Annotated in this window: 13 protein-coding genes; 6 read left to right on the top strand and 7 right to left on the bottom strand. The window is 64.8% G+C overall.

Going from position 1 to position 14,679, the window contains the following annotated elements:
* Positions 1 to 127 precede the first annotated feature (127 nt).
* Positions 128 to 394, top strand: coding sequence for a hypothetical protein (locus AXW84_RS25270; protein ID WP_068238245.1), 267 nt, complete (start codon positions 128 to 130; stop codon positions 392 to 394).
* 96 nt (positions 395 to 490) lie between these two features.
* On the opposite strand, the gene AXW84_RS21460 is transcribed toward AXW84_RS25270, so the two are convergent.
* Positions 491 to 1,552 carry a 5-methylcytosine restriction system specificity protein McrC gene (locus tag AXW84_RS21460; RefSeq protein WP_068238242.1) on the bottom strand — a complete coding sequence of 354 codons (1,062 nt, stop codon included), beginning with the start codon at positions 1,550 to 1,552 and terminating at the stop codon, positions 491 to 493.
* A 314-nt stretch (positions 1,553 to 1,866) separates the two neighbouring features.
* Between AXW84_RS21460 and AXW84_RS21455 the strand changes: the two genes are divergently transcribed.
* The gene (locus tag AXW84_RS21455; RefSeq protein WP_068238229.1) at positions 1,867 to 2,985 is read left to right on the top strand and encodes a Gfo/Idh/MocA family protein; all 1,119 of its coding nucleotides are present in this window, start codon (positions 1,867 to 1,869) and stop codon (positions 2,983 to 2,985) included.
* 44 nt (positions 2,986 to 3,029) lie between these two features.
* Positions 3,030 to 3,761: a hypothetical protein gene (locus AXW84_RS21450; protein WP_157887178.1), complete on the top strand. Its 732-nt coding sequence runs from the start codon at positions 3,030 to 3,032 to the stop codon at positions 3,759 to 3,761.
* A gap of 169 nt (positions 3,762 to 3,930) precedes the next feature.
* Here the strand turns inward: AXW84_RS21450 and AXW84_RS21445 are convergent, their stop codons facing one another.
* Together AXW84_RS21445 and AXW84_RS21440 are read right to left on the bottom strand one after the other, a co-directional pair.
* Positions 3,931 to 5,241 (bottom strand): McrB family protein, encoded by a 1,311-nt coding sequence (locus tag AXW84_RS21445; RefSeq protein ID WP_068238225.1) that lies wholly within the window; start codon positions 5,239 to 5,241, stop codon positions 3,931 to 3,933.
* Positions 5,242 to 5,342: 101 nt separating this feature from the next.
* Positions 5,343 to 6,215 carry a hypothetical protein gene (locus AXW84_RS21440; RefSeq protein ID WP_068238222.1) on the bottom strand — a complete coding sequence of 291 codons (873 nt, stop codon included), beginning with the start codon at positions 6,213 to 6,215 and terminating at the stop codon, positions 5,343 to 5,345.
* A 226-nt stretch (positions 6,216 to 6,441) separates the two neighbouring features.
* Between AXW84_RS21440 and AXW84_RS21435 the strand changes: the two genes are divergently transcribed.
* Positions 6,442 to 7,419 carry an isopenicillin N synthase family dioxygenase gene (locus AXW84_RS21435; protein ID WP_068239905.1) on the top strand — a complete coding sequence of 326 codons (978 nt, stop codon included), beginning with the start codon at positions 6,442 to 6,444 and terminating at the stop codon, positions 7,417 to 7,419.
* Between the two features lie 157 nt (positions 7,420 to 7,576).
* Positions 7,577 to 8,833 carry a chromate efflux transporter gene (gene chrA, locus AXW84_RS21430; protein ID WP_068238217.1) on the top strand — a complete coding sequence of 419 codons (1,257 nt, stop codon included), beginning with the start codon at positions 7,577 to 7,579 and terminating at the stop codon, positions 8,831 to 8,833.
* 72 nt (positions 8,834 to 8,905) lie between these two features.
* Here the strand turns inward: chrA and AXW84_RS21425 are convergent, their stop codons facing one another.
* Together AXW84_RS21425 and AXW84_RS21420 are read right to left on the bottom strand one after the other, a co-directional pair.
* A complete protein-coding gene (locus AXW84_RS21425; RefSeq protein WP_068238214.1) occupies positions 8,906 to 9,880 on the bottom strand; it encodes a hypothetical protein in 975 nt (324 codons plus the stop codon).
* A gap of 60 nt (positions 9,881 to 9,940) precedes the next feature.
* Entirely contained in the window at positions 9,941 to 11,326 is a 1,386-nt protein-coding gene (locus AXW84_RS21420) for a 1-acyl-sn-glycerol-3-phosphate acyltransferase (protein ID WP_157887177.1), read from the bottom strand.
* 205 nt (positions 11,327 to 11,531) lie between these two features.
* Between AXW84_RS21420 and AXW84_RS21415 the strand changes: the two genes are divergently transcribed.
* Entirely contained in the window at positions 11,532 to 12,020 is a 489-nt protein-coding gene (locus AXW84_RS21415) for a hypothetical protein (protein ID WP_157887176.1), read from the top strand.
* Positions 12,021 to 12,044: 24 nt separating this feature from the next.
* Here AXW84_RS21415 and AXW84_RS21410 read toward each other — a convergent pair whose 3' ends face one another.
* Both AXW84_RS21410 and glgP read right to left on the bottom strand, forming a co-directional pair.
* A complete protein-coding gene (locus tag AXW84_RS21410) occupies positions 12,045 to 12,707 on the bottom strand; it encodes an SOS response-associated peptidase (RefSeq protein WP_068238203.1) in 663 nt (220 codons plus the stop codon).
* Positions 12,708 to 12,935: 228 nt separating this feature from the next.
* Positions 12,936 to 14,585, bottom strand: a complete 1,650-nt coding sequence (gene glgP, locus AXW84_RS21405) for an alpha-glucan family phosphorylase (RefSeq protein ID WP_068238199.1) — start codon at positions 14,583 to 14,585, stop codon at positions 12,936 to 12,938.
* Between the last annotated feature and the right edge of the window lie 94 nt (positions 14,586 to 14,679).

Below are 14,679 nucleotides of genomic sequence, written 5' to 3'. Positions count from 1 at the left end.
GGGGGTTAATACAAGGAAGAGTAGGAAGTAACCCGCCGAAAAAAAAGTTTTGGCAAGCGGGTTACCTTTTACGGGAAACCGGATAAAGGGCGATTTCCAGTTAAAATCTTTTCAAAAATACCCCAACATGAACAAGCTCGTTAAATTTGCTGCCCTGGGCCTCGCCCTCACCGCTGGTCTGTCGTCGTGCGAGTCGAAGACCGCCGAAACCACCACCACCACCCCGGCTGCCACCGAAACCACCACCACGGCTACCACCGACACCACCGCCATGGCTCCTGCTGCTAACGGCGCTATGGCTCCGGCCGCTGGCACCACCACGGCTCCCGCCGCTGCCGATGGCGCTATGGCTCCGGCCGCTGGCACCACCACCACCACTGAGGTGAAAAAGTAATTAGTAGGATGGCCCTAGCGCCATTCACCTAATTCTGGGTTCAAACAGCCCGGATTTTTCTAACGGAAAGTCCGGGCTGTTTTTTTGTGCCCAGCGCTAGGCCACCAACGCCAGCAAATCGGCCGCGATGCCGGGCCAGGGCTGGTGCAGGTTGAGGGTGGCCACGCGCACGGGGTGGGGCCCCAGGGTATAGCGCGCGTCGAGCGGGGGCGCGGCCGGGGCCGGGGCGGCGGGGTACAGCAAAATGCCCTCCAGGGCCTGGCCGGGGGCGGGCGCCTGGTTTTGCAGGTAGGCAAAGAGCTGGTAGAGGTGGGGCGCGATGAGGCGCTGGCGGTCGTAGCGCGGGCGCAGGGCGGCGGCGTAGTACTTGGTGTCGAGGATGATTTTGCGGGCCGGGCGCTCCAGCGTCGTGTCGGTGAGCATGGTGGGCAGCAGGTCGAGGTCGGCGGGTGCGGCGGCCTGGGCCTGCCAGGCAATGGTTTCGGCAAACACCCGGTACTGCCGCTGCTCACGCCGGTAGAAGTTGCGCACAAACTGCTCGAACAGCCGCGCCATCAGCGGCTCGTCGCGCCGAAAATCCAGCACCCGGCCCCGGCCCGGGGCCCCGGGCGCGGGCAGCGCGTGCCGCCACACCAGCTCGCACAAGTGCAGGGCAAACGCCGCCTCGCCCCCCCACCGCTGCTGGCGCAGGGCCCCAAATAGTTCGGATGATGGGGCCCCGGCCGGGGCCAGCGCCAGGCTCCCGGGCAACCGCCGCCGCAGGTGCTGCACTTCGCGCCGCAGCGCCACGGGCAGGGCCGGGCGGGCGGCCAGCGCAGCCAGGGTGGCGGCCAACAGGCGGGCCAGCGGCGCATCGGGCCCCAGCTCCACGAAGCGGCACACGGCGCGGCCCTGCGGCAATAGCCCCCGCGCCAGCGAGGCCCCCAGCGCCACGCGCCCGCGCAGCGTGCCCAGCACCTCCTCGTGCTCCTCGAAGGCCAGCGGCAGGCCCGTGCGCAGCAGCCGGCGCGTGGCTTGCAGCAGCAGCTGCGTGAGCAGCTCCAGCGGCCGGTGGAAGGGCGCGGCGCCGCCCGGGGCCCAGTCGGCCGGCTCGGGCAAGCGGTTCCAGGCGTAGCACAGCAGGTAGTAGAGCGTAGCGAGCGGAACGGTGGGAGCCATGTGGGCGGTGGGAAGCGGCTGGTTAGATTACGGAAGGCTGCGCGGCTCGCCTGGTATTCGTGCAGGGAAGTGCTTTGCCACTAACAAAATAAGGCCCTCCCGAAATACAAAAACACGACATTTCGGGGACTTTATCCAAAGGTTGGGCTTGCTTAAAAGCGCGTCTCAGTAACTGCATCTGCTACGCCCAGCGCATGTGAAATTGTACTTACCAGCATTCCGCGCAAAGCTGGGTGACCATTTAAATCCATAGTTTTGAAGGCCGCACCAGTCAAACTTCATCTACTTTTTAGCGCAACTAAAGCCCTCACTGCATGAGCACTTATTCAAGACGCACATTCATCGAGCAAATGGGCTGGGGATTGGGGGCCGCGGTTACGTTGCCTTCCCTCGTCTCGATGACACCGGAACGCGCGAATGTGCAGGATAAGCAACGACTGAATATTGCGCTCTGTGGCTTGGGCCGCTACGCCAACGTGCTCAAAGGTGGGCTGGCGGCGTCGCAATATTGCCGCCTGGCGGGCATTGTGACGGGCACCCCCGCCAAGGCGGCTGAGTGGCAGCGGGCGTATGGCATACCGGACAAAAACAGCTATACCTACCAAACCTTCGACCAGCTCAGCCGCAATCCAGACATTGATTTGGTGTACATAACCCTCCCCAACGGGTTGCACAAAGAATACGTCCTCCGGGCCGCCAAGGCGGGTAAGCACGTCATCGTGGAAAAACCGATGGCCTTCACGGAGCAGGACTGCCGGGAAATGATTGACGCCTGCCAAAAGGCGGGGGTACAATTAGCAGTTGGGTACCGGCTGCACTACGACCCCCACCACATTGAATTAAAACGGCTGGGCCAAGACAAGATCTTCGGGCAGGTGCGGCTCATGGAGGCTTCGTTAGGCTACCGGTTGGAAGGGATAAGCCCAGACGACTGGCACTTGAACAAAGCGCTGGCCGGCGGGGGGCCCCTCATGAACCTAGGGGTATACTGCGTGCAAAGCGGCCGCTACGTGCTGGGTGAAGAACCGGTGGCCGTCACGGCGCAGATCGGGCCCGTTACCATGCCCGCACTGTTCAAAGAAGTGGAAGAAAATATTACGTGGCAGCTCTATTTCCCCAGCGGGGCCATCTGCACCTCCTCCAGCACGTCGAACTGCAACGTTGACCGCTTCTTTGCCTCCGCCGACGAGGGCTATTTTGAGTTGGAGCCCGCCCTCAGCTACGGGCCTTTCAAAGGCCGGACCAGCCGGGCCGCGTTTAATTTTCCCGTGGTCAACCAACAGGCGGCGCAGCTGGATGACATTGCCCAGCACATCTTGGCTAACAAGCCTTTGCCCGTCCATATTTCCGGCGAGGAAGGCCGCAAAGACATGCGGGTAATAGAAGCCATCTACCGGGCGGCTCACACGGGCCGAAAAATTACTTTGGCGTGAGTACGCGCAAGAAATGGACGTTTTCGCTCCTGACTTCCGGCGCTTTGCTGAGCCTGGTATTTGCCTTGTTGTTGCTGAATCCTGGGCTCTTATACGCGAATCGAACGGCAACGGCCCACTACGTCATCTACCACAACCGCTCCCTGGACCCGGCGCTACTGCCCCGTTTGGAACAAGTGCGCACCATAGTTCAACAAAGTAGCTGCTTTGATTCGACCCTACGCCTGAACATCTGCTTGAACGATGGGTCGCGGTACCCCAACCTCATAGAAAAGCTGTGGGGCCCCGCGTTTGCGTGGGGTTTCTACCATAACGTTGTGCTCAGCGGAGAAGCTAACCCTGCAGCTAATTACCTGTACCTGAATGGCTACAAATGGAACCTGGTTCAGCTACTAGCCCACGAAGCCACCCATTGTTACCAGGTGCGTCGGCTGGGTTTCTGGCAGTCAAACCCAGTAGCGCGCTACCCGACGTGGAAATGGGAAGGCTACGCGGAGTACGTCGCTCGCCGGGGCCCCAACTGCCCCCCTTTGCGCCAACAGATCCGGCAATTAAACCAAGCGGCGCAAGCAACACCGCACGAATGGGGTATTACGCTAGCCGACAGTACCAACGCAAGCCGTGAATACGCTAACTACCTTATTCTTACCACCTATTGCTTGGACGTAAAAAAGATGACGTATCGGCAATTATTAGCGGATACCACTTCGGAGCAGACGGTTCACCGCCAATTGGCAAACTGGTATCAACACGAAAATAGCAGGGCACCTTTGTAATAACAACCTGTTTCATAGGTTTTCACATGTTGCAAAAAGTCGCGCTTACAATGTAAAAATTGGCTATTGGCAGCTGCTTCCCGGACCCAGAGAGTCCCGAGATTCTGGAAGGACTTTGTAAAGGCCCTCCCCCGCGTTCGGCAGCGCGGCCCAGGGCCCCTACCTCCCACTACCCAGATAGACCCCGCAGCTTGCGCAGCTGGGCGGCGGCCGTGGCGGGCTCGTCGCGCCAGTAGTCGGCCAGCAGGGGCCCTATTTCTTGGTCGATGACGAGGCGCAGCCACGCCGCGGGCGCGGCCAGCGGGCCGGGCGGCGGCACGAAATAGCTGTGGCCCAGGACAAAATCGGGGCCCAGGCCGGGGTCGTCGCTTATCGTTTGGTTGAGGGCGGTGAGGCGGGCGGTGAGGCGTTCGGCCAGGGCCCCGGGTACGCCGTGGGCGGCCAGCAGCGCCCGCAGCGGGGCCCCAAACTGTGGCCGCAGCTCCACCACGGCAAAGCGGCGGCGCAGGGCGTAGTCGAGCGGGCTCAGGGAGCGGTCGGCCAGGTTGAGGGTGGCGACGACAAACAGGTTTTCGGGCACGAAGAAGCGCGGGGCTTCGGGCGGGGCGTAGGGCAGGCGCAGGGCGTGGGCGGGGCCCCGCTTGTCGGCTTCGAGCAAGCCCAGCAACTCGCCAAAAATGCGCGCCACCTGCCCCCGGTTCAGCTCGTCAATCAGCAGTACGTAGGGCCGGGTGGGGTCGGCGGCGGCGCGCTGGCACAGCAGCGGCAGCACGCCCGGCACCAGCCGGAACTGGCCCCGGTCGTCGGGCCGGAAGCCGAGCACAAAATCCTCGTAGCCGTAGCTGGGATGGAACTGCACCAGCTCCAGGCGGCTCTCGTCGCGGGCGCCCAGCAGCAGCCAGGCCAGCCGCCGGGCCAGAAAGGTTTTGCCCGTGCCGGGGGGCCCTTGCAGCAGCAGGTTGCGGCGGCGGGCCAGGCCGGCCAAGGCGGCATCCAGCTCATCCTCAGCCATGAGCAGCTCGGCCAGCGCCTCGGCCTTGGTGTAGGGTTCGGCGGGCACGGGGGGTGGCCCGGCGGGCGCGTACGGCGCCGCGGGCTCGGCGGCCGGCGTGGGGGTGGCCGGTTCGGGGCCCCCGAGGTAGAGGCCGTCAGCCGATTCGGCAGCATCGTTGGCGTGGCCGGGGGCCAGCACGGGGCGCTTGGTGCTGATGGTGAAGTCGAGGGCCTCAAGCACGGCGTTGGTGGGCGTGCCGGCGGGGTGGGGCCAGCGCGCGGCGGCGTCGCCGGTGGCCAGGCGGTGGGCCCACTCGGCCACGGCGCGGGGCGGGTAGCGGCGGCTGCGGTACACCAACTCGTATACGGTGCTGGGCGGCAGCGTAGCGCCGGCGCGGTCGATTTGCCGCAGCGCGCGCAGCACCAGCTCGCGGGTGAGCAGCGGCACAACGGCAGAAACGACGGGTTCGGGAGCAGCGGTGGCCATGCGGCAAAGTACGGGGCCCGGATACTTGAGGCCCTAAATGGGCACAAAAAAATCCCGCCGACAAGGACGGGATTTTTAGTAAGGGACTTGGCTGACCCGCGTTACGGGGCTACCGTGAAGGTGCGGGTAACCGAGTTGTAGGGCCCCGGGAGTAGGGTGCCGCTGTTGTCGACCAGCTCGAGCTTGACGGTGTTTTCGCCGGCGGGCAGGCCTTCCATCTGGAAGGGGGCCCACCTGTCGATCATGAACTCGGTGCCGTTGATGGTGGCGCGCACCTTGTTGCCGCCCGAGTCGAGGGTGGTGTTCACGAGGTAAAAATCGAGCATGATTCTCTTGGCATCGGCGCCTGAATACGTGTCCTTGGGCCGGCTGTAAAACAGGTTGGGCTTGTTGACGTCGATAATCGGCTCGGCCGGGGCGGGGGCGTTGCCCACGTTGACGATGCGCAGGTCGTAGGCGCCGCGCTGCTTCAGGCTCTCGTGGTAGGAACGCGAGAGGAACGAGAGCACCACGTGCTGGCCGTCGGCGATGGGCTTGGTGAACGAGGTCTCGTAGTGGGCGGTGTAGGGCTGGTTGTCCACGATGTTGTGGATGTGCTGGCCCTTGGCTGAGTTAGCCATCTGGGCCATCTCGGGGCCCCCACTCATTTTGGTGAGGATGAAGTTGCTAATCTGGTAGTTGAAGCGCACCTCGCCGCTGGGCATGGTGGCGCCGGATGGCGGCGACACCAGCCGCATTTGCGCCTCCGGGAACTTGGGCGAATCGTTGAACGGCGTAAGGCGAATGCCGTTTTTCTCCATCGCATTGGCCCCCATGGCGCTGCTTTGGGCGGCGGTAGGCGTGGTGGTGGGCACGTTGCTGTTCGACGCTGCGGCGTCGGTCGACGAGCGGCTGGTGTCGCAGGCCGTGGCGGCGAGCAGGCCCAGGGCCAGCGGCAGGCCGGTGGGCAACCAGGAGGCTAAGCGGTTTTTCATAGGAATGCGGTACGGTGTTTATCAGAAAAGTGCAAAAGGCGAAAGAACGGGCGCGCAGCAAGCAATATCTGCACGAATAACGCAATACTTTGGCATTCGCGGACGCAGCTAGCTTTGAAACCAACCGCCAGCGCCGCCAGTTTCTTACCTTGCGGCCCGCTTTTGACCTCCCTGGCCAAGCCGGACCGCATTTTTCTTCATTCGTTTCATTCTCTGATTTTTGGCCATGCAAGACCGGCTCCTGGACCAGATTCCGTCCCTCGACCTCGCTGATTTCCGCTCCGGCGACCCGCAGCGCAAAGCCCATTTTGTGCAGCAGCTCGGCGAAGCGTACCAAAGCATCGGCTTCGTGGCCCTGAAAAACCACGGCCTCAACGACGCGCAAACCAAGGAACTGTACGCCAATGTGCAGGCGTTTTTCCAGCTCCCCGACGCAGCCAAGCAGGCCTATGAAAAGCCGGAGCTGGCCGGCCAGCGCGGCTACATTAGCAAAGGCAAGGAGCACGCCAAGGGCCGCAACACCGGCGACCTCAAGGAGTTTTACCACGTGGGCCAGGAGGTGGACGACGCCACCGACCCCGTGAAGGGCGAGTACCCCGACAACATTTGGCCCGCGGAAGTGCCTGGCTTCCACGACAGCACCTTCACCGCCTACCGTACGCTGGAGGCCGCTGGCCAGGACGTGCTGCGCGCCATTGCCCTGTACCTGGAGCTGCCCGAAAACTACTTCGACGACAAGGTGCGCCACGGCAACAGCATCCTGCGGCCCATCCACTACTTCCCGATTGAGGACCCCGACGCCGTGCCCGCCGACGCGGTGCGCGCTGCCGAGCACGGCGACATCAACCTGATTACCTTGCTAATGGGCGCCAGCGCCGACGGCCTGCAAGTGCGGCGCCGCGACGGCCACTGGATTCCCATTACGGCCCTGCCCGACCAGATTGTGGTGAACGTGGGCGACATGCTCCAGCGCCTCACCAACGGCGTGCTGCGCAGCACCATCCACCGGGTGGTGAACCCGCCGCGCGAGAAAATGAACACCTCGCGCTACAGCATCCCGTTCTTCATGCACCCGCGCTCGGAAATGAGCCTGGCCGCCCTGGCGCACTGCGTGACGCCCGACAATCCCAAAAAAGAAGCCGACATCACGGCCGGCGAATTCCTGAACGAGCGCCTGATTGAGTTGGGCTTGAAGAAGAAATAATTATCTTTTCTGCCGTTTTGCCAAAGACCGCCCGGGGCCCCGGGCGGTCTTTTTTTGTGGGGCCCCGGCCGGCCAGCGGCGGAGGGCCGCTATCTTCGAAGCCCGTCATTCCCGCCCGTTCGTGCCGCCCCCGCCCCCCGTTCCCCGTTTGTTTCCTGTGCCGCTGCGGCGGGGCGGGCGCCGCCTGCGCCGGACGCGGAACTTCATTTTCCTGAAAGACGTGGCCGCGCTGGCCTGCACGGCCTTTGGGGGGCCCTCGGCGCACCTGGCCATGATGTTCCGGCTGCTGGTGGAGAAGCGCCGCTACCTCAGCGCCGCCGAGCTGCTGGAGCTGCAGGCCCTGTGCGCGCTGCTGCCGGGGCCCACCTCCACCCAAACCGTGACCGTGATTGGCTACCGGCTGGGGGGCCCCAACCTGGCCTACCTCACGCTGCTGGTGTGGGTGCTGCCGGCCACGGTGCTGATGACGCTGGCCGCTCTCACCCTCAGTCACTTGAATTCCGAACGGGTGGCGGCGCTGGTGCAGTTTGTGCAGCCGGTGGCCGTGGGCTTCGTGGCGTTTTCGGCCTACCGAATCGGGGAAAAGGTGATTCAGACCAAAACGGCGGTGGCCCTCACGGTGGCTTCGGCCATGCTGGCCTATTTCTTCCAGCTGCCGTGGGTGCTGCCGGTGCTGCTGCTGGCCGGCGGCGCCGTGACGACGGCGCGCTACCGCAAGCACACTATCGAAACCGAGAAGAAGCCGCTGCAAGTGGAGTGGGCCAATTTTCTGCTCTGGCTGGGCATTTTGGTGGGCGCGGCGCTGCTGGGGCACTACACGCACTGGCTGCCGGTACGGCTGTTCGAAAACTTCTACCGCAACGGCTCGCTGGTGTTTGGGGGCGGGCAAGTACTGGCCCCGCTGCTGTTCGCCGAGTTCGTCGAGTTCAAGCACTACCTCACAGCGCCTGAGTTTTTGTCGGGGCTGGGGGTGGTGCAGCTCATGCCGGGGCCCAATTTTTCCATCGCCGCCTACATCGGGGCCCTGGCCATGCGAGGGCAGGGCAGCGGCACCACCGGCCAGGTGCTGGGGGCCCTGGTGGGCACGGCGGGCATCTTCCTGCCGGGTACATTCTTGATTTTCTTTGTGTTGCGCTTCTGGGCGCGGCTGCGGCAGTACCGCGTGGTGAAGGCCTCGCTCGAAGGCATCAACGCCGTGAGCGCCGGGCTGGTGTGCGCCGCCACGCTGCTGCTCTACCACCCCCTCCCCGACCGCCTGCTGGCCCTGCCCTGGCACTGGCACCTGGGCCCCATCGCCGCCGTGCCCCTGAACCCGCTGCTGGTGGGCACCACCTTCCTGCTGCTGCTCTGGGAGCGGGTGCCGGCCGTGGTACTGGTGGGCGGGGCGCTGGCGGCGGGGGCCCTGCTGGGGTAGTTTTTGGTCGTTCGTTGATGGCAAGCAGTTCCTAGAATTAGCTCAAGCAGCTGATAACGAACAACTAACATCCTAATCTAGCCGATGCCAGTGCTGGGTGCCGTCGGCGTCGAGCAAATTGCCGGCCATGGGCTCGCCCAGCTCGTGGGTGAGCACGGCGAGGCCCGGGCTCCAATTTACTTCCAGCGCCGGTTCGCCCAGGGCCTCAAACTTGGCCCACCACAGCGCCGGCGGGTGGCAGTCGGGGCGGTAGACGTTGGCCGTTTCGGCCACCACTACGGCTTTACCTGGGAATAGTTGACGCGCAGCGGCTAGCAGGGCGGGGAGGTCGTGGTCGAAGTAAATATTCAGCCCCACCACGTCGAGCAAGCTGGCATGGCCCTGCTGCCAGGTGTGGCAGTCGTTGGCCACAGCCACGGCGTCGGGCCAGCCCAGCACGGTGGCGAAGGGCCGGGCCTGGTCGGCGTAGGGCACGGCGGCGTCCCAGCCCCAGGGCTCGCTCATGGCCGTGCGGCAGGCGGGGTCGCCGGCCTTAAGGCCCCGGGCAATGGCGATGGTGATGGCGCTGGTTTGCCGGTACACCTCCCACCAGCTGCGGCCACCGAAGGGCCACTGGCGGCTTTGGGGGGCCGCAATCCAATCCGTCCAAATGCCCAATTCTACGCCCACGTTGTAGCTGCGGAACGCGCCCCGGTAGCGCCGGGCAATTTGAAACGCCAAGTCGTGCATCGCGGCCGCGGCCCGGCCGTCCCAAAACATGACCTCGTCAATCCACTCCGGCAGGGCATAGTGGTTGATTACCAGCTCAATTTGCCCGAGGCCGACGGCGCTCAGCCGGTCGAGCCAGGCATAGTCGGGGCCCCGGCGGGCCTCGTCCCACAGCACCGTGTCGCGGAAGCACGTCAGGCCCATTTGGCGGGCGCGGGCGTAGTGCATCTCCAGGTGCTCGACGTGGCCCGTGGCGCGGGTGTTGGAAAAGTGCAGCGGGCGGCCGTCGTCGCCCCGCCCCCGCACCACACTGCCATCGAAGCACATGCCGTAAATCATAGAATCAGTAATTGGTAAAACAGGTGCAGCAACCGGGCAGCCCGCGGGGGCCCCGGGGCCCTAAGCCGGTGGTGCCGGGGCCCCGAGGTAGCGCACCCGCGCCGCCTCCAGGGCCGCCACGATGGCCGCCCGCTGGGCCAGCAGCCCCGCCCCCACCGCCGGCGCTTGCCGGAACAGCCGCAACGCCCGCAGCCGCCGCAGCCGGGCCGCCAACTCAGCCCCGTAGCCCAGGGCGTAGAAGCCGCTGATGGGCAGGCTGAGCACGTACAGTGCCGTCAGCCACCAGCGGTGCGTGAGCCAGTGCTGGACGGCTGCCGCCTGCAAGCCGTAGAAAAGCGGAAACAGCACCAGCCCCACCCCCATCATCACCGCCGCCCGAAACTCGGGCTCGGTGGGCGTAATGCGCGTGGCCACGACTGCCGGCAGCCGGTAGGGCAGGTAGTTGTTCAGCGCCCCATACAGCCACACGGGCAGGCCCAGGGCCAGGTTCACGAGGCCGGCCAGGCGGCCTCGGCGCTGCTCGTCGAGGGCGGCGTCGTCGAGGCCATGGCGGTGCAGGGCCCCCAGGTAGTCGGCGAGTTGGGTGCGTACGGCGGCGAAGCGGGCGGGGTCGTGCTGCTCGAAGTAGGCCACGGCTTGCAGCAGCGTGCGCCCGAGCTGGAAGTTGTCGTAGAGTGTGTCGGGGTCGTCGTCGGGGTTGAGGTGGTCGCCGAACGTGCGCTCGATTTGCTGGCCCAGGGCGTCGCCGGCCGCGTCGCGGCTGATGACGAGCCGCCGCTCCAGCGCCTGGCGGATGGCGGCGGTGAGGGCGTCGGCCGCGGCGTCGGGGTCGGCGGCGTAAGCAGCGGCGTAGTCGGCCACCCGAATTGGCGGGGCTACGTTCAGCAGCACGTCGGAGCGGAACCGCGTGGGGTCGAAGTAGTTGATGCCCACGGGCAGCACGTGCAGGCCCAGCCGGAAGCCATGCCGGGCCTCGGCCCCCAGCGCGATGCGGGCAGCACCGGTCTTGAGCGGGCGCAGCTTGCGCTCGTTCAGGCTGATGCCTTCGGGGAAAATCATGATGGCCCGGCCCCGCTCCAGGTAATCGTAGCACTTGCCGAAGGCGGCCTCGTTTTGGGCGTGGAGCTCAGCGGCGTTCAGGGCCCGGCCGCTGGCGGCGGCAGCCGCTTCGGCGTCCTGTCGGCGGTAGATGGGCAGGCAGTTCACCGATTCAAACAGGACCTTCGACACTGGGTTTTTGAAGAACGTGCTCTTGGCCAGAAAGGCCGCCGGCCGGGGCATGTGCGCGGCCACCAGCAGCGGGTCCATCAGGGTATTGGGGTGGTTCACGGCCAGCAGCAGGGGCCCCGGCAGCGCCAGGCGCTTGCGGTGGCGCACCTCGGCGCGCCGGAAAAACACGCGCAGCGACGCCTGCACGATGGGCTTCATGATGTGGTAGGCCAGCATAGGCAGCAAAATACGGTGCCGCTGGCCATTGTGCCAGGCCAGGCTGCCGCCGGGGGTTTCATGCACACATAAGTATCTGATTTTTTTGTTTTTACATCACCCAAGGCCGGAGTTAGCAACCAGCGGCAGTGCCAGTGGTTGGGCCACTTGTGGCGCGCCGGTGGTTACTTGCTGGCCCAATTGCCCCAGTCTTTTCCCTTTGAATATGCGCGCTGCCTTGCTTGTTGTTGGTTTGCTATTGGCCGGGGCCCCGGCTTCGCTCTGGGCCCAAACGCCCGGGGCCCCGCCGCCCGCCGCGGCATTCGCGGGGCCCTACGCGGCCCTCAAAAGCGAGGTGGCGGCGGCCGTGGCGGCCCATTCGCCCCAGGCGCCGGCCCTCACCGACCGGCTGTTTCGGCTAAACCCGAACGACGAGCAAGTGTACACCGACCTTATGGGCATCTACGAAGCAGAAAGTGCCGCCCCGGCCCTGCTGGCGTTCTTCATCAGCCGGCTGCCCACGGCCCCGCCCACGCCCAAGGCGCAGGGCTACCTGCACCTGTACGCGGGCATTCTGTCGATGCAATTGGGGCAGCTCGTAGACGCCCGGCCGCACTTCGTGCAGGCCAAAACCCAGCTACGCAAGGCACTAAAGCCCAACGATCCGGCCTTCCGCATCATCCAGCAGGGCCTGGGCGAGGGCACGCACTTCTAGCGCGCTCTTTGGGGCCCCGGCGGGCTACGCGGCGGCCAGCACCTCGGGGTCGTTGTGGGCCGGCGAGTTCACGCGCTTCGTGATTTCGTATTCGCGCATAGCGGCGGCATCGTAGGGCACGAGCAGCTGCTGGTGGGCGGCGGGCCCGAGGCCGTCGTCAAGCCAAGCGCGCTCGGCATCGGGGCCCGGCAGGATGACGGGCATGCGGTTGTGCAGCGTGGCCATCAGGGCGTTGGGCTCGGTCGTGACGATGGTGAAGGTGGGGCGCAGCTCGCCGGTGGCGCGGTCGAGCCATTCGTCCCACAGCCCGGCGAAGGCAAACGGCGCCTCGTCGCGCAGCAAAATGCGGTGCGGTACCTTGCCCGCGGGCAGCGACTGCCACTCAAAAAAGCTGTCGGCCAGCACCAGGCAGCGCCGCCGCGCCAGCAGCTGCCGGAAGCTGGGCTTCTCGGCCAGCGTCTCGGCGCGGGCGTTGATGGGTTTGGGCCCCGCAGCCGGGTCACGGCTCCAGCTGGGCACCAATCCCCAGGGAATCAGCTGGATGCGGCCGGGCGCGGCGTTCGTGATGATGGGCAACTGCTGCGAAGGCGCAGCGTTGTAAGTGGCCGGCACCGGCGCGTCGAAAGCGGCGCCGAAGCGCTTTTCGGCCGCCGGCGCGGGGGTGATGAAGGTGTAGCGGCCGCACATAATTTATCTGAACCACGGATTTATCGGATTAAACGGATTTATCGGATTTTGGGGACGATTTTTACAAAAAAAGCTGCCCGTTGAGGCAGCTTTTTTTGTAAAAAGAATTAACAATGTTCCGTTAAATCATAGGTAAGAATTCAATCCGCGATTGAATCGTCGGCGGTCCTGGGGCCCTGAATCGTCCCCAAAATCCGAAAAATCCGTTTAATCCGATAAATCCGTGGTCTAGATTTTATACAGTTTCTCGTAGTACTCCCGGGCCATGCGGGTGCTCTCAAACACGGGCTCGACGTCCTTCATGGCGGTTTTCACTACTTTCAGGAAGTTTTTGGGCTGGTCGTAGTAGAGCGGCAGCACGTGGTTTTCGAGCACGTCGAGCAGGGCAGTGGCCTCGGCGTCGTCCTTCACGTCGTCGGGCTGGTCCACTGGCGAATGGGGAATGACGAAACCGTTTTCGCCGTCGCGGATGAACTCCGGGATCCAGCCATCGGCGATGCTCAGGTTCACCGAGGCGTTCATGGCGGCGGTCATGCCGCTGGTGCCGCTGGCTTCGCGTGGGTAGCGGGGCGTGTTCAGCCACACGTCGGAGCCCTTCTTCAGCTCGGCCGACAGTTCCAACTCGTAGCCGGTGAGCACGGCGCAGTTGGGCAGGTTTTTGGTGCGCGTGATCAGGCTGTTGAACACGCCGATGGCGCCGTGGTCGAGCGGGTACGGCTTGCCGGCCCAGATCACCTGAATCGGGTGCTTGGCATTGGTGGCCAGGGCCACAAACCGCTCGAAGTGGCGCAGGATCAGGTCGGCGCGCTTGTAGGCGGCGAAGCGCCGGGCCCAAACGATGGTCAGCACGTCCGGGTCGAAGACGTTGCCGGTTTGGTCGGCCACCACCTTGAACAACGCCTTTTTCAGCTCGCGCTTGCGGGCCAGCAACGCCGCGTCGTCCTTGCTTTTTAGGGCCCCGGCCAGCTGCGGGTCGCGCCAGTAGGTGCCGTTCTGGCTGTTGGTGATGGGGATGATGGGGCAAATGCCCTCGTAGTGGCCCCACATTTCGTTGGCCACCTCGCCGTGCACCTTGCTCACGGCGTTGGCGCGGCGCGCAAAGCGCAGGGCCGTGAGGGTGTAGTTGAGCGTAGTGCCGTCGAGGCGGGCCACCCGGCGGATTTCTTCTTCCGGCACGGGCCCGAAAAAGGTCATGTCGGTGAGTAGCTTCATGGGGCGCTCCTCGTTGCCGGCCAGCTCGGGCGTATGCGTCGTGAACACGAGGCGCTTCTGCACCTCCGCCAGCTTGCGGCCGTGCTTCTCGTAGAGGTAAAACGCCAGCGGCAGGCCGTGGCCCTCGTTGAGGTGGTACACGTCGGTTTGGCGGTTCAGCACGTCGAGCAGCTTGCCGCCGCCCACGCCCAGCAGGATGGCCTGGGCCACGCGCGCCGCCGCGTCCGGGTCGTAGAGGTGGTGCGAGATGGTGCGCGAGATGTAGTCGTTCTCCGGAATGTCGGTGGTCAGGAAGAACATCGGCGCCGTACCGAACACCTCCGGGGCCAGGTACAGGGCCCGCACGTGCACATCGGCCCCGTGAATGGTGATGGGGAACAGCAGCCCCGTGTCTTGCAGGTAAGAATAGCTCTTTTGCGTGTAGTCCACGCGCAGGGTCTGGTCGGGGTTGCGGCCCTGGTCGTAGTAACCGTAGCTCCACAAAATGCCGATGCCCACCAAGTTCTGCTTCAGCTCGTAGGCTGAGCGCATGTGCGAGCCGGCCAGGAAGCCCAGGCCACCGGAGTAGGTTTTCAGCGCTTGGTCGAGCGCAAACTCCATTGAGAAGTACGCTGCCGCCTGCTTGTACTTGGCCGCGGGCGCGTAGGGTTTAAACGTGAATTCCATGAAAGAACTAGTGGGGGTGAAGAAGAGGAACGAAGGTAGCCGCGGGCCGGGGCCCCACGCGGCCGCAATGTGCGCACGGCCGCGCAAAAAAGCG

Source organism: Hymenobacter sp. PAMC 26628 (assembly GCF_001562275.1).
Taxonomy (GTDB): Bacteria; Bacteroidota; Bacteroidia; order Cytophagales; family Hymenobacteraceae; genus Hymenobacter.
The sequence above is the reverse complement of the archived record's forward strand: the minus strand, read 5'-3'. Positions and strand labels throughout refer to the sequence as shown.

Excerpts from the sequence above, each read along its gene's own strand:
- AXW84_RS25270 (WP_068238245.1), top strand. The coding sequence starts at position 128 with ATGAACAAGCTCGTTAAATTTGCTGCCCTGGGCCTCGCCCTCACCGCT.
- AXW84_RS21460 (WP_068238242.1), bottom strand. The coding sequence starts at position 1,552 with ATGGCTCCCACCGTTCCGCTCGCTACGCTCTACTACCTGCTGTGCTAC.
- AXW84_RS21455 (WP_068238229.1), top strand. The coding sequence starts at position 1,867 with ATGAGCACTTATTCAAGACGCACATTCATCGAGCAAATGGGCTGGGGA.
- AXW84_RS21445 (WP_068238225.1), bottom strand. The coding sequence starts at position 5,241 with ATGGCCACCGCTGCTCCCGAACCCGTCGTTTCTGCCGTTGTGCCGCTG.
- AXW84_RS21440 (WP_068238222.1), bottom strand. The coding sequence starts at position 6,215 with ATGAAAAACCGCTTAGCCTCCTGGTTGCCCACCGGCCTGCCGCTGGCC.
- AXW84_RS21435 (WP_068239905.1), top strand. The coding sequence starts at position 6,442 with ATGCAAGACCGGCTCCTGGACCAGATTCCGTCCCTCGACCTCGCTGAT.
- AXW84_RS21425 (WP_068238214.1), bottom strand. The coding sequence starts at position 9,880 with ATGATTTACGGCATGTGCTTCGATGGCAGTGTGGTGCGGGGGCGGGGC.
- AXW84_RS21420 (WP_157887177.1), bottom strand. The coding sequence starts at position 11,326 with ATGCTGGCCTACCACATCATGAAGCCCATCGTGCAGGCGTCGCTGCGC.
- AXW84_RS21415 (WP_157887176.1), top strand. The coding sequence starts at position 11,532 with ATGCGCGCTGCCTTGCTTGTTGTTGGTTTGCTATTGGCCGGGGCCCCG.
- AXW84_RS21410 (WP_068238203.1), bottom strand. The coding sequence starts at position 12,707 with ATGTGCGGCCGCTACACCTTCATCACCCCCGCGCCGGCGGCCGAAAAG.
- glgP (WP_068238199.1), bottom strand. The coding sequence starts at position 14,585 with ATGGAATTCACGTTTAAACCCTACGCGCCCGCGGCCAAGTACAAGCAG.